Source organism: Streptococcus sp. P25B114, assembly GCF_053010325.1.
Genome location: NZ_JBRKNW010000008.1, coordinates 15,669 through 41,275 on the forward strand (window position 1 = coordinate 15,669; position 25,607 = coordinate 41,275).

Here is a 25,607-nt window from a genome sequence, read left to right on the forward strand (position 1 = left end):
AGGAAGCTCCTTGTCACGTGAATTCAATATATCAAAAAACAATTAAAAGTGATATACTAGGATATTATAAGGAGGGATCGATATGGTAACAAAAGAAGAAGCAGTCCAATTGTTACAGGACATGATACAGATTAATACAGAAAATGACAATGAAGAAGAACTGGCTCGCTATATTCAAGAGTTTTTATCTGCTCATGGCATCGAGAGCGAGTTAGTGGAATTTGCGCCAAGACGTGCCAGTTTAGTAGCGGAAATTTCAAATGGGCCTGGGAAAAAATTGGGTCTAACTGGTCATTTGGATGTTGTCAGTGCTGGAAATGCCGAGGATTGGACCCATTCTCCTTTTTCAGGTTTCGTTGATGAAAACAAGATTCTTTGGGGACGGGGAGCTTCAGATATGAAGTCGGGTCTTGCTGCTCTTGTTCTGGCTATGGTTGCCCTCCATGAATCACAAGACTATTCAGGGACCATTCGATTGTTGGCGACTGTTGGTGAAGAAGTTGGAGAATATGGTTCCAAGCAGCTAACGAAGCTGGGCTATGTGGATGATTTAGATGGTATGCTAATTGGAGAACCTTGTAATATTGGGATTATTTATGCTCATAAAGGCTCGTTGAACTACAAGGTCACTTCCAAGGGTACGGCAGCCCATTCTTCCATGCCAGAACTCGGGAACAATGCCATTGAGCACCTCAATCATGCTATGCTGAAGATATCAGAAGCTATTGCACAAGAAGCAACAAAGCATACTGATCCAGAGTTGGGTCAAACCTTTCATAATATTACGGTGGTAACAGGGGGGCAACAGGTGAATTCTATTCCCGATTGGGCAAGTTTTGAAGCTAATGCCAGGACAATCCCTGCTTTTGATAACCAAGACGTAATTCGAACAGTCAAGGAAGTGATTGAAGAGCTGAATGAGCAAGAAGGATTTGATTTAAGTATAGAGGTGACTGCTGATCAAAAACCAGTTGTTAGTGATAAGAATTCTCCACTCATTCAGTCTATTTTGAAAGTACAGCAGCAGTTTCCTAGTTTACAGGTTCCTGCCCAGTTGAAGCAGATGGAAGAGGTTTTAGGAGGTGACCTGTCAGGACAAAACGATCTGCCAACCACCTTAGTCCCTCTAGCGGTATCGGGAACAACCGATGCAGCCCAATTTACTCTGTCGGAGAAAACGTTTGACGTGGCCGTCTATGGCCCAGGCATTCCCATGCTCAATCACAAGATTGATGAACGTTTACCGGTGGAGCAGTACTGGGATTTTATTGCGATTTATCAAGCCATTCTATCTGACTATCTTTCATAATTGGAATGTTTGCCGGATACTGATGAAAGATAAAACTGTTATCGGGGTCATCTGTTTATACTCTATTCAAAAATATAATATACTAGAGACAGAAAAGATCTCACAGGATTTAAGGACGGCCAGCTTGAAGAATGACCATAAAAGAAAGCATCGGACAGGGTTCGGTGCTTTTTCTCAGCCAAATACAGAGGTGGCTTATGGTATAATGGTAGAAAAGAAAGAGAAGTATGATGATAGAAATTTTTGATACACACACCCACCTCAACGTAGAGCAGTTTGACGGTCGGGTTCAAGAGGAATTAGATTTTGCCAAGGAAATGGGGGTCACCCTCCACAATTTGGTCGGTTTTGACCGAGCAACCATTGACAAGGCTATGGAGCTTGCTGACCAGCACCCTGAAATTTATCTGACATTGGGCTGGCATCCGACAGAGGCTGGCACCTATGATGAGGAAGTAGAAAGCTACTTGCTTGAGGCACTCAAACATCCCAAGGTCATTGCCCTGGGGGAGATTGGGCTGGACTACTATTGGATGACGGCGGATAAGGAAACCCAGGCTCGTGTTTTCAAGCGACAGATGGAGCTGGCCAAGCAGTTGGACTTACCCTTTGTGGTTCATACTCGCGACGCTCTGGAAGATACTTACCAGATCATCAGGGAAGTCGGTGTCGGTCCACGCGGAGGCATCATGCATTCCTTCTCTGGCACTCTGGAGGAGGCTCAAGCTTTCATGGACCTGGGTATGCACATCTCATTCTCGGGAGTGGTGACCTTCAAGAAAGCTGTCGAACTTCAGGAAGCGGCGCAAGCATTGCCCCTAGAAAAAATCCTGGTCGAGACGGATGCGCCTTACCTGGCGCCTGTTCCCAAGCGTGGTCGGGAAAATCGCACTGGCTACACCAGATATGTGGTGGATATGCTGGCCCAGCTTCGCAACCAGTCGGTCGAAGAGGTGGCGCAAGCGACCTACGAGAATGCAAGGAGCTTGTTCAGAATTGACACAGAAAATTAAGATACAAGAAGTCCTCGTTGTCGAGGGAAAGGACGATACGGCAAACTTGAAGCGGTTTTATGAGGTGGATACCTACGAAACCAGAGGCTCTGCCATATCAGACGATGATTTGGAACGCATCGAGAAACTCCATGACCTGCGTGGCGTCATTGTCTTTACTGACCCAGACTACAATGGGGAGCGGATTCGGAAGATCATTATGCAGGCCATTCCTACGGTCAAACACGCTTTTTTACAGCGGGACGAGGCTACCCCCAAGTCCAAAACAAAAGGGCGGTCCTTGGGCATTGAGCACGCTAGCTTTGAAGACTTAGAAAAGGCCCTAGCAGGCGTGCGTGGTTACTATGATGATGAAAATAACTTTGACATTACCAAGTCTGACCTCATGCGATTGGGGCTTCTCATGGGGGCGGATAGTCGTAGACGCAGAGAATATCTGGGCGAACAGCTCAGAATTGGCTATTGTAATGGCAAGCAACTCCTCAAACGATTGGAATTGTTTGGGATAAGTCTGGCGGAAGTTGAGGAGGCTATGGGAAGCTATCATGGATAGGGTCTACGCTGTTAAGTGCTTGGTTAAAAACGAGTTTGAGTCTTCCTACGAGAATTACTCGTCCTATGAAGAAGTGACCTACTTGCTGCCGGCTGATGTCCTTGTTTGGGAGGATGAGCAGGTTAACACGGAAGCGCTACTTGACTATTTGCGTGATCTGGTCGAAGATGGCTATATCAATGCGGATGGTATTTGGAAGCAGAGCCGTTTGTTTCATATTGCCGGTGTGCAAGAAATGGACGACAGGGTAGAGTTTGATGGACCAGCTGTAGAAGTTTATCGTTGGTTTTACACTTTTGAACGTCCAGTTACTGGGGAAGAATTTTTGAATCTCTATTATTTTGATGATCTGGGGAGATAGGGCAATGTCTAGACTAGAACAAGTCATCCTAACCAATATGTGCATGATTACAGACGGTCAGCGGGTGTTGGTCCAGGAACGAAAGTCAGCAAAGTGGCCGGGCGTCACGTTTCCGGGTGGCCATGTCGAACGTGGCGAGAGTATTATTTCCTCTGTCGTCCGCGAGGTCAAAGAAGAAACGGGCTTGACTGTCTCCAATCTCGAACTCTGTGGGATTCAAAACTGGACGGATCCTACTGACCAGTATCGCTATCTGGTATTTTGCTACAAAACCAACCAGTATTCAGGTGTTCTCCAATCTTCTGATGAGGGAGAAGTCTTTTGGATTGATCGTGCAGACCTGAAGAACGTTCAGCTGGCAGACGGTTTTGAAGCTATGTTGGAAATCTTTGAACAGCCACAGCTGACGGAGAATTTTTTCTGGTTTGAAGACGGTGAGTGGAAGGTGGAGAATCGATAATGAAAAATAGCTGGAAATGGCAGTTGCTGTGAGGGAGTTGAGTCTTATTTCAGAATTGAGTGAGATGTTAAATCTGGAGGATGGAAGATGGGATTATTTGATTTTTGGAAAAAGAATAAAGATGAGATGACAGAAGTGACAACAGCTGCCCAGCAGCCAGTTGCTTTTGGTGTAGAAGCAGTCTTTAACTTGCAAGATTCTGAGAGTGTCATATTAGCAGGTCAGGCTTACGGTACAATAAAGGTTGGTGATAGGCTTACTTTTGTTAAGGGCAGCCGGGAACATACTGTACTAATCAAGGGGATTGAGAAATCTCAAATTTCTATGCAAGTCTTGAACAATCAAAAAGGTAGCTTGAGAGTAGCTCTGCCTGATAAAGAGTTTGCCAAAACAGGGTTAGTCCTGTATAATGCTGTTGCTAGCGTTGACTTTAAAGAAGAAGCTTATCTCAGAGCGTTAGCTGATGGTTTTATTGGCTTTCAAGAGGCAATTTTAAAACCCGAGGATATTCAGAAAGCCAGCTTAGCTGATGTTGCTGAATTGGTAGGGCTATTTATTGATTACTGTAGAAGAAACGACAAACTTTTCTCAGCAGAGGAAATTGACGAGAATCTTCAAAAAATCAAAACATTGAAAGATATTGTCAGAGACAAACTTTTAGTAGCTGATAGGATCTATGTTCTCCAATCGACACGAACCGGAGAAGCTCACCTCCATTCTGAAACCTTCCAAAGAGAAGATGGCTCATTCCTTTGTACAGATCCGTTGATACAGATTGTAGATGAGGAACGCTACGACTATGTAATGACAAAATTAACAGAAGCTAAACGGACTGATGTGACTTTACGAAAGGTTGAAAAAGGGGAAGATGGTGAAGGAATTACCAACGCTTTAGGAACTGAATTTTACCTAAATGGAGCACTTGGAGTTTTTATTGAGTCCAAAGATACAGTAGTCTGGGCGAAAGAGTTGGTTCCAAAACCCGATTTTAGTGGAATTCCAGAAATTCAAGTACCAATTACTAACCCAGATTTGGTTCGTTGGATGTTGCTTATGGGACAAATAGGTCATCCAGAAACAGATGAAGCTAAGCAAATTTTTCAGTTGTACTATGGTTTTATGGCTAGGGAATTGATGGGTGCCAAGTTGCTAATCCCAATGAAGGGTAATCTTATCCACGATGCTGTTGATGCAGATGGGAAAACGGTATTGAAAGAGAAATCTACCATGTCCTTTCCAGTTCGTGAAGGGAAATACAAAGATGGCCGGACAACGCTTCAAGTCTTTACAGACTGGAAACGATTGCGAATGGTATTTGATGATGAATGGAATGGGATGATAACGACGGTTGATGATTTTATTGAGCAGCACGATTTTGCTATCAATGCTACACAATACCTAGATGCTGGTATGTATATTAGCAAAAGTGCCTATGATGACATGAAAAAGATATGGGGCGATAAGCCAATTGATCCCATTAAACTCAAAATGAAACAGATGAATGAGAAGAAACACACATGAGAATCGCAGACAAAAACGTTACTCGTGCCGTCCTTGAACGCCACGGGTTTACCTTTAAGAAATCCTTCGGTCAGAACTTTTTGACCGATACCAATATTTTACAGAAGATTGTAGATACGGCGGAGATTGACCGAAATGTCAATGTCATCGAAATCGGTCCTGGAATCGGGGCCTTGACCGAGTTTTTGGCGGAGAGTGCCGCCGAAGTCATGGCCTTTGAAATTGACGACCGCCTGATTCCGATTTTGGCGGATACCTTGGGCCGCTTTTATAATGTGACCGTGGTCAACCAAGACATCCTGAAGACCGACCTGCAGACCCAGATTCAGAATTTCAAAAATCCTGACCTGCCCATCAAGGTTGTGGCCAATCTGCCTTACTACATCACCACACCCATCCTCATGCACCTGATTGAGAGCAAGATTCCCTTCAGCGAGTTCGTGGTCATGATGCAGCGGGAGGTGGCCGACCGCATTTCTGCCGAGCCAAACACCAAGGCTTACGGTAGCCTGTCCATTGCGGTCCAGTACTACATGACTGCCAAGGTGGCCTTCATCGTGCCTCGCACCGTCTTTGTGCCCGCACCAAACGTGGATTCCGCCATTCTCAAAATGGTCCGCCGTGACCAACCCCTGGTGAGCGTCAAGGATGAAGAATTCTTCTTCCGGGTGTCCAAGGCCAGCTTTGTGCACCGCCGCAAGACCCTGTGGAACAACTTGACCAACCATTTCGGCAAGTCCGAAGAGGTCAAGGACAAGCTGACGCAGGCACTTGGCATGGCAGAGCTAGAAGCCAGTGTCCGTGGAGAAGCTCTTTCCATGGCTGACTTCGCGCGCCTGTCTGACAGCCTACAAGAAGTCGGTTTATAAGCAAGTATTGATTGCGGAGAAATCTGCAATCAATATTTATTTTAATGGAAAATTTTTTTCTGTTTGCCTTGTTCGTTGACAGTGGGTGGAAAGCTTGCTATACTGAAAAGTGACTAACTTTTGAAAAATATTGTCTGCAAATTGGCAGAATATTTACAAAAACAAGAGAGGATTTCCCTCTTTTTTTATGAAGGTATCGATATGTTAAAAACTATGCTGAAAAAGCATCCCCATTTAGTAGCCCTGGGCCTATTTGTGGGCTTTTCTTTATTATTATTGGTTCCCCACTTGCTCACTAAGGGCATGGTGACAGGTGCGGACTTGATTTTCCACTACAATCGTTTCTATGATGCGGCTATGCAGATGAAGGAGGGGAATTTCTCCTATATCATCAGTTTGTATGGCTACCAGCAGTCAGGACGGATTGTCAATGCTCTCTATGGACCTTATTTTGCCTATTTACAGGGGGCGCTAGTTCTTTTAAGTGGGACCTGGTTCCGCTATCAGATTTTATCCAATCTTTTCTTGGGAACTCTGAGTGCAACCTCCCTCTATTTCCTCATGCGTGAGGTCAAGGTCAAATATACTCATTCCATTCTCTTATCTATGTTCTTTGTGACGACCTACTCCATTCAGTATTGGTGGGCAACCCAAGGATTTACCAGCTGGGGAGTGGCTCTTTTTCCGCTTTGTTTAATCCCTGCAGTCCGTTTCTTGCAGACAAAAAAAGTCCCCATTTTCCTTATGGCAGGTGCAGTAGGGATTATGTTACAGGTCCATATGCTATCGACCTTATTCTTGGTCATTGCCTATGGCATTCTCTTTTTCATTGGTTGGTGGAAATCAGACCAAAAAATGAAGATTATTGGACAGGTGGCTCTGTCGGTAGGGATTTTCCTACTCCTAACCATCAATATCTGGTTGCCACTGGTTTATATCAATGCGACCAACACTTTGGTACCACCATTTGTTAACAAAAAATTTGTACTCAATACCGTAACGTGGCTCAAAACAGCCTTTCTATACTATCCATATCCATTGCCAATTTTCTTTGGGACCTATCTCTATTTCTTGGTGAAAAATTGGAAGAAACAATCGCTGGTTCTGGCTGGTCTTGCTTTGACCTACGCAGTATTTTTAATCTTGTCAACCAACCTCTTCCCTTGGCAGTTGTTTGCAGGTAAAGGAATTACACTTGTCGAATTGATTCAATTTCCATTTCGCTTTTTCCTCTACGCCAATGCTCTTTTACTGGCAGTCGTAGGGGTCCAGGTGTCTGGCTTGTCTAACAAACTGCAGCAAATCTTTTCAGGTGTGGCTCTTGCCTCCCTGCTTATTTCGGTTGGTTTCCTCTGGAATCAGAGTTATAAGGAAATCAATGGGCATTACTACAGCGATACCTTCCTACAAAAACGAATTCATACGACTCTGTACGGTACAACGGAAGAGATACGAGCTTCTTTCTATTCTAAAGACTTGGGCGAATTTATCCAGATTGCTCAGAAATCCACGCCGGACTATGTACCAGATTTATCAGAAAAGACTGGACATCTGACCAACGAAGAGTCGGATAATACCTATTTTACCTATCGTGACCAAGTGATTTTACCAAATCAAGATTTTGTCAAAGAAGTTGATGGTAATCAGCTGGTGGTGACTTGGACGGCGTCAGAAGCAGAAGAAACTGCGGTACCAGTTATTGTTTACCAAGACAGTCAGCTTATTTTGAATGATACCGCTTTAGATAGAGAAGATATGATTCTTTCCACAATCGGTGTACCAACAGTTACCAGCCAACCGGGGCAGAATACCCTAATTCTATCCTACAAACAACAATGGTGGTTACTGCCTGTTATCGCGATTAGCTTGACTGGATGGCTAGTCTGGTCGATGTACTACATCTTTATTTACCAAAAATCAAACCTTTCCTAAGAGAGAAATGTTATGAAACAAATTAATCCAAAGGCAAGCAAGCAATTTATTCTGGTTATGATTATGACCGTTTTGCTGGCGATGGGTCGGGCTCTATTGCTAAGTGGAGTATCTTTCCCGCTCTGGTTTATCCCCCTGCCCTTGCTTGCCTATCTTATTTTTACTTTTTATATCTTGGTCCTGCTGGATAAGTACGAACAGTTTATCAAGACCAAAACCTTTGCCAAGTATGTCGGCTATTTTCTAGGCTTTCTGTATCTTGTCAATCTAGTCTATCGGCTCAATGCCAAGAAATATCAACCCTGGAATATTTTCCGTAATAATCTCTTTCAATTTGAGTTTCTATTGATGTTGGCTCTTCCAGTATTGTTGGCATTTTTATGGCGGAAGAAGACGGGAATTCGAGAAAAATTAAGCCAGTGGTCAGCCAATCACTTGGTACCAGATGGCTATTTGCTCTTGACCAGTTTGCTTTCTCTCAGCCCTCTAGCTATCTCTTATTGGAAAGATAGCCATTATGAGAGTTTGGTTGAGAAAGGTTCTTACATAGAGTTTTTCAGCCAGACACCGCTGTTTGCGCCTATTCATTTTATAGGGACCTATATATTTCTCCGCTATCTTCATAAGGCATTTGTAGAGTTTAAGGCCCACAGGACCAATGTCCACAGCATGGTCTTTATCAGTCTGGTGCTGGCAAGTCTGTCCCATATCGGCTATCAGGTCTCTATGGCTGGGGCGACGGGGTCTTATTTTACCCGCCATCTCTTCCCTGGTGCCATCATTTTTCAGATAGGCTGTCTCTTTTTGCTCAACGTCATCATCAGCCTAGTGCTCAATCGTCAGGTCCTGTCGGCGGCTGTTATTGCCAGCCTCAATGTGACCTTGATTACAGCCAATTTCCTCAAATTCCGCTACCGGTCAGAGCCTCTGACTCCAAATGATTTCAAGTGGATTGGAAATATGGGGATGATTCTCAGCTTCATCAGTTTGCGCATTGTCCTTGTATCAGTCGTCTTTCTAATCATCGCCGCTTATTTCTATCGTCGTATTCACAGGCGCTATTTCCTGGGGCCAATTGTAAAGACCTTCTGGAAGCGCTTGGTGACGGTTGCCATGATTGTTTTCTTGATTGTGGGAATGGGCTTTGCTATCCGCAAGGAAAAAGACCACAAGATTGCCAGTTGGATACCGATTTTGTCCCAGGTCAATAATTGGCGGAACGTGGATTGGAAGGGCTATGCTTTCGTGGCTCGTTATCGCACGCTATCCTTCCTCTGGCTGCAACAGTTGAGTAAGACCAGCATGGAAGAACCGCAGGGATATTCGGAGAAAACCATTAAGGCTATCGTCAAGAAATATGAAAAGCTGGCAGAGGAAATCAACGCCGAACGTGCCAATCAGCTGACCGACCAGACCGTTATTTACATTCTCAGCGAGAGTCTGGCGGACCCGAGACGGATTCCGGGTGTGACCTTGAGCCAAAATGTCCTGCCAAATATTGAGCAGATTATGAGCCAGACGACCAGCGGTCTCATGAAGAGTGACCATTATGGTGGGGGTACGGCTAATATTGAGTTTCAGGTTTACAGTGGCTTGCCTTTTTACAATTACAATTCGTCCATTTCGTCTGTCTATCTGGATGTGGCACCTCGGATGAAGAAGTTGCCAAGTATCAGTGATTTGTATGCGGACACGGCGCGTGTGGCCATCCATCCTTATTTTGATACCAGTTACAACCGCAATGCCATCTACAAGCAGCTGGGGATTGAGCAATTTTACACATTGAATTCTACGACCCATCCTATTGCGGTGACGGCTGAGGATTATCAGGGGAATTTTGTCAGCGATAAGAAGACCTATGATTTGATACTGGAGCAGGTGCGGTCAGGTAATCCTCGATTTGTCTCGGCTATAACCATGCAAAACCATGTCCAGTGGCACTCAGAGGAGCCAGTTGCCATTACAGGTACAGGGGTCAATTTCACGGCTGAGGAAAATGCCAATTTGACCAGCTATGCAAGACTTTTGTCCTTTACGGACCAGTCGACCCGCGATTTCTTGGACCAGCTCAAGCAGTTGGATCAAAAGGTAACGGTTGTCTTCTATGGCGACCACCTGCCGGGGCTCTATCCTGAGTCAGCTTTTGTGACAGACCCTAGCCTCCAATACAAGACGGATTACTTCATTTGGAGCAATTTTGAGACGGAGGACCGTCATTACGAGTTGGTCAATTCCAGCGATATGAATGCCCTCATGCTAGAGACCACCAATGCCAAGGTCAGCCCTTACTATGCCCTCTTGACGGAAGTCCTCCACAAGGACCGAGTGGGTTTGACCGAGCGCGATGCCAAGGTAGCAGAAGAACTCAAGATGGTCCAGTACGACCTATCGACAGGCAAGGGCTACCTGCTCAAACAAAAGAATTTCTTTAAGGTTACGGAATAACACTAAAACCCAAGCCAGTTGTCTGACTCGGGTTTTGAGTTTTTATCATGATATGCGGAGGAAGGGATTTGAACCCTCACACCCGATGGGCACATGCGCCTGAAGCATGCGTGTCTGCCGTTCCACCACCTCCGCTTATAGATACTATTATACTACGTTTTTCTTCATTTGGCTAGAGGCAAATGCAACTTTACATCTTTCTCTATTTGGCTTATACTGGGAGTGGGCCAGAACTCAGAAAGTTGAAAGAGTTCGTTTGCCCCCACAGCTTCAAAGGTTCCTCGAGCCTTTTGAACAATCAACCCCTGCGCTAATGTGTTTCTCCTAATCAAATAGTTTGGTGTAGGAGTTTATACCAATCTAGATTTGAATTTTTCTTGGAGAAATGAGGGGGTTTATGTTATTGTCTTTGGCCTTAATTTGTATAGCAGCGGTTACTGTTTCTTGGCTATGCCAAAAGGGTGGTCTGTCTAAAATCATTGGTTTCCTGCTTGTTGGTATGCTGCTGGGACCCTATGTTGGGAATTGGATTGATAGGAGTTTATTGGATAATTCAGCAGATATTCGTAAGATTGCCCTGATTATTATTTTGATAAAGGCGGGGTTGACCATAAAACTATCGGATTTCAAGTCCATTGGTCGGTCAGCCGTGCTTATGTCCTTCCTGCCAGCCTGTGCAGAGTTGGTCGGCTATACCCTGTTGGCGCCTCTTTTCTTTGACCTGTCCTATGGGGAGGCCGCTCTGATGGGCAGTGTCATGGCAGCAGTATCTCCTGCGGTTGTTGTTCCGCGCATGGTGGACTTGATTGAAAATAAAATTGGCCGTCAGAAGAAAATTCCCCAATTGATACTGGCGGGGGCCTCCTTTGACGATGTGGTGGTGATTGTCCTGTTTACGGCCTTCCTTAGCCTGGTTCAGAAGGGGGATTACCAAGTCCTATCCCTGGTCAATATTCCACTGACTATTCTGACCAGTATGCTAGTGGGGGTCTTGGCAGGCTTAGCCTTTGCCAGGTTCTTGAAAACAATTCGCCAGTCTGACAGTCTTCCTCCTATCTACCAATACCTCTTGCTCTTTAGTTTGTCCTTCTTGTTGGCGACGATTGAGGCTCGCTATGCCAATCGGTTTCCATTCTCAGGCTTGTTGGCTATTCTGGTGGCGACCATGGTGGTTAATCGTCAGGCCTTGCCGGTTGAGGTTGCAGGGTTTGCTGGTTTCTTTAGCCGTTTGTGGGTCATTGGGGAAATTTTCCTCTTTGCCTTGGTCGGGTCCATCGTGGATATTTCCTACGTTGCAGTGGCTGGTTTGCCAGTGCTAGGCTTAATTGCTCTGACCCTGGTCATCCGCTCCCTGGCTGTCTGGCTTAGCGTCAGTGGCAATGGCTTTAGTAAGCGGGAAAAGCTGTTCTGTGTCATTGCCTATCTGCCCAAGGCAACTGTTCAGGCGGCTATCGGTGGTATTCCCCTGGTGGCCGGTCTGGCTACTGGGCAATTGATTTTATCTGTGGCTGTCTTGGGAATTCTAGTCACCGCACTTCTAGGGGCTATCCCGCTGGACCGATTTGGCAAAGAATTACTAGAAAAATAGCCGTAAGTAGAAAAACGCACTATGGATAAAAAGAGTCAGTTTTTAGATGAGGGAGTAGCAGTTAAACACCTGTTATTCCCTTTTTTCTAGGGAATTTTGGTATAATACTTATAAGAATACCCAAAGGAGTCTTGTTTGCAAGGAAGAATTATTAAGGCCTTGGCTGGTTTTTACTATGTCGAGGCGGATGGACAGATTTATCAGACCCGAGCGCGGGGAAATTTTCGCAAGAAAGGCCAGACGCCCTACGTTGGAGATTTTGTGGACTTTTCGGCTGAGGAGCAGTCGGAGGGCTACATTTTAAAAATCCATGAGCGCAAGAATAGCTTGGTGCGGCCACCCATTGTCAATATTGACCAAGCGGTCGTGATTATGTCGGCCAAGGAGCCGGATTTTAATGCCAATCTCTTAGACCGTTTTTTGGTGCTCTTGGAGCAAAAGGAGATGGAGCCGATTGTTTACATTTCCAAGGTGGATTTGCTGGAGGACCATGCGGAAATGGATGCCTTCAAGGCCATCTATGAAAAAATTGGCTATCCCTTCATTTACAGCTTGGAGGAGCTGACGCCGCTCTTGACCGACAAGGTCACGGTTTTTATGGGTCAGACAGGTGTGGGCAAGTCGACCCTGCTCAATCGCCTTGCGCCAGATTTGGCCTTAGAAACGGGGGCGATTTCAGACAGCCTTGGCCGCGGTCGCCATACGACACGTGCGGTCAGTTTTTACAATGTATTCGGCGGGAAAATTGCGGATACACCGGGCTTTTCATCCTTGGACTACGAGGTCAAGGAGGCAGAGGCTCTGACGGATTGTTTCCCAGAAATTGCGGAGGCCAGTCAGGCTTGCAAGTTCAGAACTTGTACTCATACTCACGAGCCGGACTGTGCGGTCAAGGCTGCGGTAGAAAGCTCTGCCATTTCCCAAAGTCGCTTTGACAATTACCTGCAATTTTTGAGCGAAATCCAAAATCAGCGCGAAACCTATAGCAAAGTTAGTAAGAAATTCAAATAGAAAGTTGGTTCCTATGTCACATTACAAGATTGCGCCATCTATCTTGGCGGCAGATTATGCAAATTTTCAATCAGAACTGGAGCGCCTAGAGGCGGTTGGTGTTGAATATGTCCACATCGACGTCATGGACGGTCATTTTGTGCCCAATATCAGTTTCGGTGCCGACGTGGTGGCTGCCATGCGTCCCCATAGCAAACTGGTCTTTGACTGCCATTTGATGGTGTCCAATCCAGAAAATCATATCGAAACCTTTGCCCGTGCGGGTGCGGACATTTTAACCATTCACGCCGAGGCGACCCTACATCTGCATGGAACCTTGCAGAAAATCCATGCGGCGGGTATGAAGGTTGGCGTGGTTATCAATCCGGGTACGCCTTTGGTGACCATTGAGCCTGTGCTCAATTTGGTGGACCAAGTGCTCCTGATGACAGTCAATCCGGGCTTCGGCGGTCAGGCCTACATTCCAGAGGTGGCTGAAAAGATTACAGCCTTGGTGGAAATGCGCAAGGCTAAGGGATTGGATTTTGACATCGAGGTCGACGGTGGTATTGACGATAAGACCATTCATTCTGCCAAGGACGCGGGCGCTAACGTCTTTGTGGCTGGCTCCTTCCTCTTCAAGGGTGACTTGGAGGCCAATGTTGCCAAGTTGAGAGCGGCTCTTCATGATTAGGGTCGCAGCCGTCGCTGGTGGACAGTTTGACAGCTTGCCTGCGCCTGCGGACCTCTATGTGGGCGTAGATGCGGGTTGTTTACGGCTTTTGGAAAATGACCTTCCTCTTGATATGGCAGTTGGCGATTTTGACTCGGTCAGCCCAGCGGATTTATCGCGGATTGAGGAAAGAGCAGAGCTGGTTATCAAGGCCCCAGCTGAGAAGGATGATACGGACTTGGAATTGGCGCTCAAGGAGATTTTCAAGCGGCATCAAACGGTACAGGTTCAGATTTACGCAGCCTTTGGCGGTCGAATGGACCATGCCATGACCAATTTGTTTCTGGCAGCAGAACCTGATTTGGCGCCATTTATGGAGCATATCGAGCTAGTGGACCAGCAGAATGTCATTCGTTTTCGGCCGGCTGGACAGCACAGGATTTCACCGATTGCGGGTATGACCTATATTTCCTTCATGCCGTCCGACGGCAGTCGCTTGACCATCAAACATGCCAAGTATCCCTTGGAAGACGAAAATTATTTTTACAAAAAATGCTACGCCTCTAACGAATTTATAGGTAGGGACATGGACATCAGTCTGGACACAGGCTATGTGGTCCTGATTTACAGCAAGGATAAGGATTAGATGGAAATACTACAAATCATCTTGCTGCTTTTGGTGGTGGTCGGTTTGGTCTTTCTCTATGGAAAATGGCAGAGCTTGTCTCTGATGTTACAAGACCAGGCCGAGGACACTGCTGACCAATTGTCGGACCAGTTGACCTATCAATTGGAATCAACCAGTCTCAAGCAGCAACAGGTTCTCAGCCGTGAAGTCAATGAACTCCGGCGTGAACTCTATCAACAATTAACAGACATTCGGCAGGATATTCACCACAGTCTCCTGCAAAATCGTGATGCCACTGACCAGCGCCTCCAAGCTATTCAGGAGTCCAACGAAAAACGCTTGGAAGAGATGCGCCAGACGGTGGAAGAAAAATTAGAGAAAACCCTGCAAACTCGCCTGCAAGCCTCATTTGAAACAGTGTCCAAGCAGTTGGAATCTGTCAATCGTGGATTGGGTGAGATGCAGACAGTGGCGCGTGATGTTGGTAGCCTCAATAAGGTTTTGTCCGGAACCAAGTCGCGAGGCATCATGGGTGAGCTCCAGCTGGGACAGATTATCGAGGATATTTTGACGCCCAGCCAGTACGAGAGGGAATTTGCGACGGTTAAGGGTTCCGGAGAGCGGGTCGAATATGCTGTCAAGTTGCCGGGGCAATCAGCAGAGGATTATGTCTACCTGCCCATTGACTCCAAGTTTCCCCTGGCGGATTATTACCGTTTGGAAGATGCTTATGAAACCGGCGACAGGGACCAAATTGACTTTCATCGCAAGCAACTGTTGGCGGCTATCAAGCGCTTTGCCAAGGATATTCAGAGCAAGTATCTGAACCCGCCTGAAACGACCAATTTTGGTGTGCTCTTTTTGCCAACCGAGGGGCTCTATGCGGAAGTGGTCCGCAATCCCATTTTCTTTGATGACCTGCGCCGGCAGGAAAACATTGTAGTGGCAGGTCCGACGACCCTATCTGCCTTGCTCAATTCCCTGTCCGTCGGCTTTAAGACCCTCAATATTCAGCGGTCGGCCGACGACATCAGCAAGGTCTTAGGCAATGTCAAGCTGGAATTTGGCAAGTTCAGCGATCTATTAATCAAGGCCCAGCGCCAGATTAACCAAGCTAGCTCCAATATTGACAAGCTCCTGACGACACGGACGTCAGCCATTGAGCGGACCCTGCGCACCATTGAACTCTACGAAGACGACCAGACCAAGGGTCTGCTCGGCATTTCTCCATTAGAAGAGGATTTAGATGAAAATTAACCAAATGAAAGTAGATGAGTTCTTCGAAGGATTTTATCTGATCAAGTCATCCGATGTTCGTCAGACCAGAGCTGGCAAGGATTATCTAGCCCTGACTTTCCAAGACGATACGGGCGAAATTGATGGCAAGGTTTGGGATGCCCAACCGGGAAAAATCAAGGATTTTGTGGCTGGAGTGGTCGTTCATGTCCAAGGACGCCGCGAGGTTTACAATAATACGCCTCAGGTCAATCAGTTGGTGATCCGTTTGCCGAAAGCTGGCGAGCCAAATGATCCAGCGGATTTCAAGGAAAAACCGCCTGTTGATGTCAAGGACACCAAGGACTACCTGAGTCAGATGATTTTCCAGATTGAAAATGCGACTTGGCAGCGCATCGTTCGGGCTCTCTACAGCAAGTACGAAAAGGAATTTTATTCCTATCCAGCGGCCAAGACCAATCACCATGCCTTTTACTCCGGTTTGTCTTTCCACACGGCGACCATGGTTCGTCTGGCGGACAAGATTGGCGATGTCTATCCGCAGCTCAACAAGAGCCTGCTCTTTGCCGGGATTATGTTGCACGACTTAGCCAAGGTCATTGAATTGACAGGTCCAGACAATACGGGCTATACTGTTCGGGGCAATTTGATTGGGCACATTTCCTTGATTGATGAAGAAATTACCAAGGTTCTGATGGAATTGGGCATTGATGATAGTCTGGAAGAAGTAACCGTTCTCCGCCATGTTATTCTCAGCCACCATGGTTTGCTGGAATATGGTAGCCCAGTTCGTCCGCAAATCATGGAGGCAGAAATTCTCCACATGATTGACAACATTGATGCGGAAATGATGATGATGCTGACGGCTCTGGAAAAGGTGGGACCGGGCGAGATGACCAGCCGTATCTTTGCCATGGACAATCGCGCCTTCTACAAACCGGATATTGACCAATGAAGATGAAAACCAAATTGATTGCGTGCCAGCCCATCACCAAGGGCTGGTCTGCTGACCAAAAGTTTCTGGCTGTGGATGAACATGGTCAGAAATTTTTATTACGTATTGCGCTTGTGGAAAAGTTGGCTGATAAGCAGGCTGAATTTGCCCTACTCAAAATCTTGTTTGAGAGGAATTTGCCAGTGCAAAAAACAGTCGAATTGACTTATGATGGTCAGTCAGTCTACCAGATTTTTGAGTGGATTGAGGGGGAGGATTTGAGACAAGCGGCTCCTAATTTGTCGGATGAAACTCTCTATGAGCTAGGTTGCCAAGCGGGGAAGCTATTAAAAGTCCTTCATCAAATCCCAATTGACCAGACTAGCTTGAATTGGGAGAGCTATTATCAGGCTAAAATTGACAAAAAGACTGCGGCTTACCAGACTGCTAGCCATGCTTATGAGCAGGGGCAGGCTATGTTGGAGTTCATCGAGCGCAGTCGTCACTTGGTAGCGGGTCGTCCGATTGCTTATCACCACGGGGACTTCCATGATGGGAATATGTTGGTGGGCCAGGATGGTCAGCTTTACCTGCTGGATTTTGATCGTTTTGACAAGGGCGATCCTTGGGAGGAGTTCAATCGACTGATATTTACAGTGGAAACTTCTCCAGCTTTGGCTCGAGGGATGCTGGATGCCTATTTTGAAGAGACTATTCCAGAAGAATTTTGGCAGCTGCTGGCCCTTTATCTGACGGTCAATAGCATTGGAGCCTTGGTCTGGGCGGAAGAGGTGAATCCAGACCAGATTCCTCTGATGAAAACGCAGGCTAAACAGCTTTTTGATTGGTATCAGGGCTATAAGGAGGTCATTCCCTCCTGGTATCTAGGTAAAAACAGATAAAAAACGAAAAAAGCGGACTTTCTTGATAGAAAAAGTTCGCTTTTTGTGTGTTGGTGTGGTATAATGAAAAAAAGTGAAAGAGGAAATTGTTATGAAATTAAGAAGAAGTGAACGGATGGTGGTTATTTCCAATTACCTGATTAACCACCCCTATGAATTAACCAGTTTGAATACCTTTGCGGAAAAGTACGAATCAGCCAAGTCTTCGATTTCAGAGGACATTGCCATTATCAAAAAAGCTTTTGAAGAGAGCTCTATCGGACATATCGAGACCATTACGGGTGCTAGTGGGGGTGTTGTCTTTACGCCGTCTATTTCTAAGGAAGAGTCGATCGAGATTGCCCAGAGCCTTCGCAATCAGATGGCGGAAAGTAGCCGTATCCTGCCTGGTGGCTATATTTATTCGTCGGATTTGCTGTCGACGCCCCATGTATTAAAAAATGTTGGTCGCATTATCGCGGATGCCTTTAAGGCAGAGAAGATTGATGCTGTTATGACCGTGGCGACCAAGGGGGTTCCTTTGGCCAATGCCGTTGCCAACGTACTCAATGTTCCCTTTGTTATCGTTCGTCGGGACTTGAAAATTACTGAAGGTTCGACCGTTTCGGTCAACTATGTGTCGGGTTCTAGCGACCGGATTGAGAAGATGTTCCTCTCTAAGCGCAGTCTCAAGGCCGGTAGCCGGGTGCTCATTGTCGATGACTTTTTGAAAAATGGTGGCACTATCAACGGTATGATTAGCCTCTTGACAGAGTTTGACTCGACCTTGGTCGGTGTAGCAGTTTTTGCGGAAAATCAAAAAGGCGACCGCAGTGTGGCTAACTACAAGTCTCTGCTAGCCGTGACCGATATCAATGTCAAAGAAAACCGAGTGGACGTTGAGTTGGGAAATATTTTTGATAGCAAGTAATAATCCGTCTCAAGACCGATGGAGAGATGGAAAATTTTGGGTATACTAATACCAATCCTAAATATTTTTCATAATCTCCTTAAAAAGCACTGGCCACGATGGTCAGTGCTTTTGTGCTGAATTAAGAAAGGAAATTCAAAATCTCTTCTTCCGTCATGCTAGAGTCGCAACGAACTTGGACACCGTCTGCTTTGGCGACGAGGAGGCCTGGTACAGTTGGGACACCGTAGTGGTCACGAAGGTTTTGAAGAGCTGGGCTCATCTGGCTAGAGTCCAGGAAGTTGACGGTCAGCTGATTTTCCTGAGCGACCTTGTGGAGTTTCGGTACAAAGCGATTGCAGTAGGGGCAGGTGGCGCGACCGATGAAGAGAATGTCCCCCTCTTTATCTGCCAAGAGCTTTTCAGCCTCTTGCACAGTAACAGTTGTAAAATCTTCGATGTAAGTTTGGAAATCCATAATGTTCCCCCCTTTTTTTTCTTACATTATAGAAGAATTTAGCAAGAATTTCAAAAGTCTGCTACGTTGGGAGCTGTGTCTTCTGCAGTTATAGCTCTTGTCCCGTGTTTGTAACTCCTGAACCGTCTTCTAATTCTTGACGTCACTGGCCTCCTAGAGCGTCGGACAGGGTGGGGTAAAAAATAGAGGACGCAGAATTGGAGTAAGTAGAACCATATAAGAGGGGGATAGTTTACCTTTTTGGGGCAAATGTGCTACAATGTAACATAATGGAGGGATAAGCATGAGTACAGTGACAGTTCGATTGAACCAAGAAGAGGAAACTTTTTCAAAAGTTACGCGCAGTTGACAGTCCAAAGCCTCTCGAGTTTATTTAAGAAGGCGCTGGAGCGGACTATAGAAGATGAGCTTGATTTAAAAATCTACCACCAAGCCTATAAGGAGTACCAAGACGACCCTGAAACCATTTCGCACGCTGACTTCAAGAAAGAGCTAGGTTTTTAACATGTACCGTATTGACTATTCCAAAAGAGCACAGCGTCAGATTCGTAAAATGGATAAGCAGGTACAGAGGTTACTATTTGCCTGGATTGACAAACATCTGGACGGTACAGAAAATCCTAGGCAGCATGGCAAGGTCTTGACAGGTAACCGAGCTAATGAATGGCGCTATCGTATCGGCGATTACAGACTGATTTGCGATATTCAAGAGGATAAGCTGGTTATTCTGGCCCTTGAGTTTGGACACCGTTAAGATATTTATTAGGCTAGTTTGACCAGTCTTTATTGTTTTCCTTGCTTGGTAGATATTTTGAAGAAAAACTAAAGAAATAAATGTTTTTTTCAGACATATTATATGTTCCCATTTGCTTGGAAAAGAGTTTTACTTTAAAAAATCCTCTTTTTAGGGTATAATGGTCAAAGAAAGTCAAAGAAAGAGGCGATTCCATGGCGATGAAAAATACATCAGACTATATCGAAGAGCATATCAAGGCGATCTTGGATCAGGTCAATGTGGCGGAACTCCGTCGGAGTGAATTGGCTAGTCGGTTTGAGGTCGTGCCCAGTCAGATAAACTATGTTATCAAGACACGGTTTACAGCCAGTCGGGGTTATATTGTGGAAAGTAAACGCGGTGGCGGAGGCTATATCCGAATTGGCCGCATTACCTTTTCGGACAAGCATGAATTGGTTCGTGATTTGTTAAATAATATGGGCGACCAGTTGTCTGCGACCGTTTATAATGATATTTTACAGCTCTTGTTTGATGAGAAATTGATGACAGAGCGCGAGGGCAATTTGTTTCTTGCGACGGGTACAGATGAGGTGCTCGGCAAGGAAGCGGCAGGTATCCGGGCCCGCATGATGCGTCAGATTTTACGGCGCTTAGATAGGAAAGAGGATTAGGGGAATGAATATTTCAAAGGGATTGAAACGGGTCTTTGAGGATGCCCAGCTGATTGCCCAACGTTATAGTAGTGATTTGTTGGAGACCTGGCATGTACTCTTGGCCTTTGTTATCAACCAAGATACAGTGGCTGGAGCGGTTCTGGCAGATTATCCACCTAGTGTGGCAGACTATGAGCATGCTACCTTTGTCGTGACCGAAAAAGTCTATCAGGAGGACATAGAGTCCTTCAAGATTTTGCCGTCGTCCAAGCGTTTGGATGAGAAGGCAGCCAATGCCAAAACCATTGCGCAGGCCGTCAAGGCTAAGGAAGTAGGAACAGAGCATCTTTTCCTAGCCATGCTTTTGGACAAGAAAACAGTGGCCAGTCAGATTTTGGACAAGGTTGGTTTTCACCATGAAGACTCGGATGATAAGATTCGCCTGCTAGATTTGCGGAAAAATCTTGAGACCCGTGCAGGCTTCAACAAGGAAGATCTTAAGGCCATTCGTCTGGCCTTGAAGGGGCGCAAGGCTCCTCAACAGACCATGGGGCAGATGATGGGTGGCGGTATGCCTCAGCCCCAGACAGGTGGTTTGGAAGATTACACCCGTGACTTGACTGCCTTGGCTCGTGAAGGCAAGATGGAGCCTGTTATCGGTCGTGATACTGAGATTTCGCGTATGGTACAGATTTTATCGCGCAAGACCAAGAATAATCCTGTCTTGGTCGGTGATGCGGGTGTCGGGAAAACAGCCCTGGCCCTGGGACTTGCTCAGCGTATAGCGTCGGGAGATGTTCCGCCTAGCCTGGCTAAGATGCGGGTCTTGGAGCTGGATTTGATGAGTGTGGTTTCTGGGACCCGTTTTCGTGGGGATTTTGAGGAGCGGATGAACAATATCATCAACGACATCGAAGAAGATGGTCAGGTGATTCTTTTCATCGATGAGCTTCATACTATTATGGGCTCTGGTTCTGGGATTGATTCGACCATGGATGCGGCCAACATCCTCAAGCCTGCTCTGGCGCGTGGCACTCTGCGGACGCTTGGTGCGACGACCCAGTCGGAATATCAGAAACATATCGAGAAGGATGCTGCTCTGGTTCGCCGTTTTGCCAAGGTCATCATCGAAGAGCCAACAGTGGCGGACAGCATTGCCATTTTGGCAGGTCTCAAAGGGACTTTTGAAAAATACCACAGGGTCCAAATCACAGATAGTGCTGTAGAGACAGCCGTGACCTATGCCAAGCGGTATTTGACCAGCAAACGCCTGCCGGATTCAGCAATTGACTTACTAGACGAATCAGCGGCAAGGGTGCAGAACCGTGTCAAGGGTCAGCCAGTTGCGACAGGCTTGACAGTCCTTGACCAGGCCCTCATGGCTGGCAAATACAAAACGGTCAGCAAGCTCCTCCTGGCTGAGAAAGAGGCTGTTAAAGCCGGCCAAGGTTACGACTTAGAAGTGACGGAGGCAGATATTTTGGAGACCCTCAGTCGCCTGTCGGGTATTCCAGTGCAGAAACTCAGCCAGACAGATGCCAAGAAATACCTGAACCTGGAAGCAGAACTCCACAAGCGGGTCATCGGTCAGGACCAGGCCATCTCAGCCGTCAGCAGAGCCATTCGACGCAATCAGTCTGGCATTCGGACCGGTCGCCGTCCAATCGGTTCCTTTATGTTCCTGGGGCCAACAGGTGTCGGCAAGACCGAGCTGGCTAAGGCCCTGGCAGAAGTCCTCTTTGATGATGAGTCGGCACTAATCCGCTTTGATATGTCCGAGTATATGGAGAAATTTGCGGCCAGCCGCCTCAACGGTGCGCCTCCAGGCTATGTTGGCTATGAAGAGGGTGGCGAGTTGACGGAAAAAGTCCGCAACAAGCCTTACTCTGTCCTTCTCTTTGACGAGGTTGAAAAGGCCCACCCAGATATTTTCAATGTCCTCCTCCAGGTCTTGGACGACGGTGTCTTGACAGACAACAAGGGGCGTAAGGTAGATTTCTCTAATACGATTATTATCATGACCTCCAACCTTGGGGCAACTGCCCTGAGGGACGATAAGACGGTTGGTTTTGGTGCCCTTGATTTGTCCAAGAGCCAGGAGCATGTGGAAAAACGGATTTTCGAGGAATTGAAAAAGGCCTACCGCCCAGAGTTTATCAACCGTATTGATGAAAAGGTTGTCTTCCACAGCCTATCTGAAGCGGATATGCAGGATATTGTCAAGGTCATGGTGCAGCCGCTGATGGCCATCACGGCCGAGCGTGGTCTGACCCTCAAGTTGCAACCGTCTGCACTCAAACTCCTAGCGACAGAAGGCTACGATCCAGAAATGGGTGCCCGTCCGCTCCGCCGTCTCTTGCAGACCAAGCTGGAAGATTCATTGGCAGAAATGCTCTTGCGTGGTGACCTGGTTGGCGGTCAAACCCTTAAAGTGGGCGTCAAAGCTGGCCAATTGAAATTTGACATAGTGTAAGAAGGAAAGGGAGAACGTATTCGCCATTTCCCTAAAATATAAAATGTAAATAGGTATCTTATGAAAAAAACTGTTGCTGTTATTTTTGGGACCTTTGCGCCTATGCACAAGGGTCACATTGACCTGATCCAGCGGGCCAAGCGAGCCTGTGACCGAGCGGTGGTCATCGTATCTGGTTATGAAAATGACCGTGGGGACAAGATTGGCCTGGGTCTGCAAAAGCGTTTTCGCTATATTCGTGAAACTTTTAATGACGAGTCCTTGATTTTGGTTTATAAGCTAGACGAAACAGGCATGCCTCCTTATCCAGAAGGTTGGACGCCCTGGCTAGAGGCCTTACAACAGCTGGTGCAGGCTGGCGAAGACGAGGAATTGGTCTTCTATGTTTCTGAAAAAGAATACTCTGCGGAGCTGGAAGAGCGTGGCTTCAGAGCATCTTTCACAGAGCGTAATTTCGGTATTTCGGCTACCCTGATTCGGGAAAATCCAGCCAAGCACTGGAACCTGATTGCCAAGCCCTTCAGACGGCATTTTTCAAAAAATGTCTTGGTGGTTGGTTCGGCCTCAAACGGCAAGACTACCCTGGTCAAGGATTTGGGACGCTATTATTCCTGTCCTGTCTCCCTAGAGTACGCCCGCTATTACCAAAAGCGCTACAATGTTCGTGACGATGAGTTGACAGGCAAGGATTACAATTACCTGCTGACGGGCCAGTATCGCCAGACTTCTGACTTGATTGACTCAGACACCAACCGCGGGCTGGTCATTGCGGATACCAATGCGACTGTGACCGAGGCCTATTATAACTACTATATCGGCGAAAGCTCCAGCTCCTTTCATTCCCTCTGTGCTGACACGGTCAAGAATGAAAAGTGGGACTTAATCATCTTTGTCCTGCCGACAGGTAACTATGTGGACGACGGTTTTCGGGACATGTCTATGGCCGACCAGGAAGTTCGCCATGCTTTTACGGAGTTATTGAAAAAATTAGTGGCAAAAAATCACCCAGATGCGCATTTGGCCTTTATCGGTGGGTCTTATCTGGAAAACTATCAAAAATCCATTGATCTGATTGATGCCATCTATCAGGAATTTTAGGAGAAAAGAGGAGATATGGAAAAAATAAAACAGATGCTGACTGGCTGGGTGGAGGGCATCCGAAATGTCCCTGCCACCTTTGCGAAATTAGGCCAGGCAGCCAAGGAATTAGGATTTTTCGGGCTCTTGAAGGCAGCCTTTGCGGATATGTTTTTGGGACGAACAGCTTTTCAGTGGCTCTATCTCATCGGCCTATCCAGTGTGCCGCTGATTTTAGAGTTTGCCAGCGGTAGCGACAAACACGACTGGATGGGGCTCTTTGCCTCCTGGACGGGGATTGTCTGCGTCATCATGGTAGCAGAAGGCCGGGCTAGTAACTATGTTTTTGGTTTTATCAACAGTCTGATTTACTTTGTGCTTTCCTATAATAGTGCCTTTTATGGGGAAGTGATGACAGCTGTTTTCTTCTTGGCCATGCAGCCTATCGGCCTTTATACTTGGTTGGCTGCCCGTGTCAATGAAACCGAGGATGAGACGCCTGAAATCAGCGAATTTGAAACCCGCAGTCTGTCTTTCTTTGGCTGGGTCAAATGGCTGAGCTTCACAGCTCTTGTCTGGGGGATTTTTGGTCTTCTCTACCAATCTATCGGCTCTGCCAGACCCTTCCGAGATTCTGTGACAGACGGAACCAACTGGACAGGGCAATTTCTCATGACTTATCTTTACAGGGAACAGTGGCTCTTCTGGATTGCGACCAACCTCTTTTCTATCTACCTCTGGTGGGGAAATTCCATCCACATGCAGGCCATGTACTGGGTCTACGTTCTCAATAGTGTCGTCGGCTGGTACCAATGGTCCAAGGCTATGAAAAAGGGATAGGAAATTAAAAACTTAAATACAAAAACAACCTCCGAGTCAGCATTCGGAGGTTTTGCTATTGCTACCAGCCATAATTTGGCTCTTCACAGGTCATCAGGGCTTGGAATAGTTCTTCGGGCGTAGTGACTTTCAGCCCACCGTATCTATGGTCCTGGACATTGGGAGAGGGGTCGAGGTAGTAGAGCTGCTCAATATCCTTCCCGTCTTCTGTGGTCAGATAGCCAATACCAATGACGTTGTGCTCCCCTTTTTTACTAGGATACATCACAGCGGAGTCAAAAGTGTAGTACATAGGGTAGCCAGCATCAATATTTTCCCTGACCCTCTGCTTAAACAAGGCCATCTCTTGTCCAGCTGGATTAGGGTCCGTCACCGTCACCAGCCGATAGCCAGCCTGACCATCTGTAGGATATTCATAGCCGAAAAGATGTTTATTGAGGATGCGAATGGCGTCACGATTATGGGTGCCAAAAGGCTCGTAGGTTCCCATTTCAAACGCCAACTGCTTCTGCCCAACATGGATGCCCTGACTAGATAGCATCATACTGACAGTCGTCGGAGCGCAGTAGTTCCAGACAGTTTGGATTTGCGGTTGGACATTCAGTTGTTTTTTGATTCGCTTGGATGCCGGCTTTTCCTGCTCTGGTTCGGAACTCGGTGTGGTCTCATTTGGTTCATTTTCTTGGGTAATGGCAGAGCTACTGGAGCTTGAAGAGCTAGGGTTTTTAGTCTGTTCTCCACTTGTTTTGACAACAGAGCTACTTGTCGCCTTTACTTCAGGGGAGGTCTGCTCCTGCCGAGGGACAAGCAGAAAAAAGCTGGCAGAGGCAAGAATGAGAGTTAAAGAAGACAGACAGAGACTGATAAGAATAGCTTTTGATTTCATACCCACCTCCTGGAGGATTTTGTAAAGCATTTCACAATATTAGTATATTATAATTATATGTATTTAGCAAGAACTATCCATAAAAAATGGCTGAGGCATGCCCAACCATTTCCTTATATTTTATTTAGTAACACGTCTTTTGCGGAGATGACAAAGGAGAC

Annotated in this window: 25 protein-coding genes, 1 tRNA gene and 1 pseudogene; 24 read left to right on the top strand and 3 right to left on the bottom strand. The window is 46.5% G+C overall.

The genetic code is table 11. The features are described from left to right. Positions 1-82: 82 nt before the first annotated feature. The 10 genes from ACVC7T_RS05225 to ACVC7T_RS05270 all read left to right on the top strand — a co-directional run bounded on the left by ACVC7T_RS05225 (position 83) and on the right by ACVC7T_RS05270 (position 10,463). Positions 83-1,309 (top strand): ArgE/DapE family deacylase, encoded by a 1,227-nt coding sequence (locus tag ACVC7T_RS05225; protein WP_172079658.1) that lies wholly within the window; start codon positions 83-85, stop codon positions 1,307-1,309. 22 nt (positions 1,310-1,331) lie between these two features. Then, on the top strand, positions 1,332-1,556 hold the full coding sequence (locus ACVC7T_RS05230; RefSeq protein ID WP_447262575.1) for a hypothetical protein: 225 nt from the start codon (positions 1,332-1,334) through the stop codon (positions 1,554-1,556). Beyond that, complete coding sequence (locus ACVC7T_RS05235; RefSeq protein ID WP_447262603.1) at positions 1,540-2,322, top strand: TatD family hydrolase; 783 nt, start codon at positions 1,540-1,542, stop codon at positions 2,320-2,322. Before ACVC7T_RS05230 ends, ACVC7T_RS05235 begins: the two co-directional genes overlap by 17 nt. Beyond that, entirely contained in the window at positions 2,285-2,875 is a 591-nt protein-coding gene (gene rnmV / locus ACVC7T_RS05240) for a ribonuclease M5 (RefSeq protein WP_447262576.1), read from the top strand. The genes ACVC7T_RS05235 and rnmV overlap by 38 nt, the downstream gene beginning before the upstream one ends. Continuing rightward, positions 2,868-3,236 carry a hypothetical protein gene (locus tag ACVC7T_RS05245; RefSeq protein ID WP_447262577.1) on the top strand — a complete coding sequence of 123 codons (369 nt, stop codon included), beginning with the start codon at positions 2,868-2,870 and terminating at the stop codon, positions 3,234-3,236. The genes rnmV and ACVC7T_RS05245 overlap by 8 nt, the downstream gene beginning before the upstream one ends. A 4-nt stretch (positions 3,237-3,240) precedes the next feature. Further along, complete coding sequence (locus tag ACVC7T_RS05250) at positions 3,241-3,696, top strand: NUDIX domain-containing protein (RefSeq protein ID WP_447262578.1); 456 nt, start codon at positions 3,241-3,243, stop codon at positions 3,694-3,696. Between the two features lie 87 nt (positions 3,697-3,783). Continuing rightward, positions 3,784-5,217 (top strand): SseB family protein, encoded by a 1,434-nt coding sequence (locus tag ACVC7T_RS05255; RefSeq protein WP_447262579.1) that lies wholly within the window; start codon positions 3,784-3,786, stop codon positions 5,215-5,217. Further along, entirely contained in the window at positions 5,214-6,086 is an 873-nt protein-coding gene (gene rsmA / locus ACVC7T_RS05260) for a 16S rRNA (adenine(1518)-N(6)/adenine(1519)-N(6))-dimethyltransferase RsmA (RefSeq protein ID WP_447262580.1), read from the top strand. Before ACVC7T_RS05255 ends, rsmA begins: the two co-directional genes overlap by 4 nt. 201 nt (positions 6,087-6,287) lie before the next feature. Next, positions 6,288-8,018, top strand: a complete 1,731-nt coding sequence (locus ACVC7T_RS05265; protein ID WP_447262581.1) for a hypothetical protein — start codon at positions 6,288-6,290, stop codon at positions 8,016-8,018. A 12-nt stretch (positions 8,019-8,030) separates the two neighbouring features. Continuing rightward, positions 8,031-10,463, top strand: a complete 2,433-nt coding sequence (locus ACVC7T_RS05270) for an LTA synthase family protein (protein ID WP_105111953.1) — start codon at positions 8,031-8,033, stop codon at positions 10,461-10,463. A 53-nt stretch (positions 10,464-10,516) separates the two neighbouring features. On the opposite strand, the gene ACVC7T_RS05275 is transcribed toward ACVC7T_RS05270, so the two are convergent. After that, positions 10,517-10,598: transfer RNA gene (locus tag ACVC7T_RS05275), tRNA-Leu, on the bottom strand. Positions 10,599-10,860: 262 nt separating this feature from the next. On the opposite strand from ACVC7T_RS05275, the gene ACVC7T_RS05280 reads away from it, so the two are divergent. From ACVC7T_RS05280 to purR, 8 genes are all read left to right on the top strand, one after another. Then, positions 10,861-12,051: a cation:proton antiporter domain-containing protein gene (locus ACVC7T_RS05280; RefSeq protein ID WP_447262582.1), complete on the top strand. Its 1,191-nt coding sequence runs from the start codon at positions 10,861-10,863 to the stop codon at positions 12,049-12,051. 135 nt (positions 12,052-12,186) lie between these two features. Next, positions 12,187-13,062: a ribosome small subunit-dependent GTPase A gene (gene rsgA / locus ACVC7T_RS05285; protein WP_447262583.1), complete on the top strand. Its 876-nt coding sequence runs from the start codon at positions 12,187-12,189 to the stop codon at positions 13,060-13,062. Between the two features lie 13 nt (positions 13,063-13,075). Continuing rightward, positions 13,076-13,735, top strand: a complete 660-nt coding sequence (rpe, locus tag ACVC7T_RS05290) for a ribulose-phosphate 3-epimerase (protein ID WP_447262584.1) — start codon at positions 13,076-13,078, stop codon at positions 13,733-13,735. Beyond that, complete coding sequence (locus tag ACVC7T_RS05295; RefSeq protein ID WP_447262585.1) at positions 13,728-14,360, top strand: thiamine diphosphokinase; 633 nt, start codon at positions 13,728-13,730, stop codon at positions 14,358-14,360. Before rpe ends, ACVC7T_RS05295 begins: the two co-directional genes overlap by 8 nt. After that, positions 14,361-15,599 carry a DNA recombination protein RmuC gene (locus ACVC7T_RS05300; protein ID WP_105136986.1) on the top strand — a complete coding sequence of 413 codons (1,239 nt, stop codon included), beginning with the start codon at positions 14,361-14,363 and terminating at the stop codon, positions 15,597-15,599. After that, positions 15,589-16,533, top strand: a complete 945-nt coding sequence (locus ACVC7T_RS05305; RefSeq protein ID WP_105122241.1) for a 3'-5' exoribonuclease YhaM family protein — start codon at positions 15,589-15,591, stop codon at positions 16,531-16,533. Before ACVC7T_RS05300 ends, ACVC7T_RS05305 begins: the two co-directional genes overlap by 11 nt. Continuing rightward, a complete protein-coding gene (locus ACVC7T_RS05310) occupies positions 16,530-17,414 on the top strand; it encodes an aminoglycoside phosphotransferase family protein (RefSeq protein ID WP_447262586.1) in 885 nt (294 codons plus the stop codon). Before ACVC7T_RS05305 ends, ACVC7T_RS05310 begins: the two co-directional genes overlap by 4 nt. Positions 17,415-17,505: 91 nt before the next feature. Then, positions 17,506-18,324 carry a pur operon repressor gene (purR, locus tag ACVC7T_RS05315; RefSeq protein ID WP_105111720.1) on the top strand — a complete coding sequence of 273 codons (819 nt, stop codon included), beginning with the start codon at positions 17,506-17,508 and terminating at the stop codon, positions 18,322-18,324. Between the two features lie 121 nt (positions 18,325-18,445). On the opposite strand, the gene ACVC7T_RS05320 is transcribed toward purR, so the two are convergent. Beyond that, on the bottom strand, positions 18,446-18,781 hold the full coding sequence (locus tag ACVC7T_RS05320; RefSeq protein WP_105111719.1) for a thioredoxin family protein: 336 nt from the start codon (positions 18,779-18,781) through the stop codon (positions 18,446-18,448). 283 nt (positions 18,782-19,064) lie between these two features. On the opposite strand from ACVC7T_RS05320, the pseudogene relB reads away from it, so the two are divergent. The 6 genes and pseudogenes from relB (at position 19,065) to pnuC (ending at position 24,560) form a co-directional block, all read left to right on the top strand. Next, positions 19,065-19,285, top strand: a pseudogene (gene relB / locus ACVC7T_RS05325) (type II toxin-antitoxin system RelB family antitoxin). A 1-nt stretch (position 19,286) separates the two neighbouring features. Next, the gene (locus tag ACVC7T_RS05330; RefSeq protein WP_394718654.1) at positions 19,287-19,535 is read left to right on the top strand and encodes a type II toxin-antitoxin system RelE family toxin; all 249 of its coding nucleotides are present in this window, start codon (positions 19,287-19,289) and stop codon (positions 19,533-19,535) included. Between the two features lie 194 nt (positions 19,536-19,729). Beyond that, positions 19,730-20,188, top strand: coding sequence for a CtsR family transcriptional regulator (locus tag ACVC7T_RS05335; protein WP_172094753.1), 459 nt, complete (start codon positions 19,730-19,732; stop codon positions 20,186-20,188). Positions 20,189-20,192: 4 nt separating this feature from the next. Continuing rightward, on the top strand, positions 20,193-22,643 hold the full coding sequence (locus ACVC7T_RS05340; protein WP_447262587.1) for an ATP-dependent Clp protease ATP-binding subunit: 2,451 nt from the start codon (positions 20,193-20,195) through the stop codon (positions 22,641-22,643). A 60-nt stretch (positions 22,644-22,703) separates the two neighbouring features. After that, on the top strand, positions 22,704-23,741 hold the full coding sequence (locus ACVC7T_RS05345; RefSeq protein WP_447262588.1) for an AAA family ATPase: 1,038 nt from the start codon (positions 22,704-22,706) through the stop codon (positions 23,739-23,741). A 15-nt stretch (positions 23,742-23,756) separates the two neighbouring features. Then, on the top strand, positions 23,757-24,560 hold the full coding sequence (gene pnuC, locus ACVC7T_RS05350) for a nicotinamide riboside transporter PnuC (protein ID WP_447262589.1): 804 nt from the start codon (positions 23,757-23,759) through the stop codon (positions 24,558-24,560). A 61-nt stretch (positions 24,561-24,621) separates the two neighbouring features. Here the strand turns inward: pnuC and ACVC7T_RS05355 are convergent, their stop codons facing one another. Continuing rightward, on the bottom strand, positions 24,622-25,446 hold the full coding sequence (locus ACVC7T_RS05355) for a C39 family peptidase (RefSeq protein WP_447262590.1): 825 nt from the start codon (positions 25,444-25,446) through the stop codon (positions 24,622-24,624). Between the last annotated feature and the right edge of the window lie 161 nt (positions 25,447-25,607).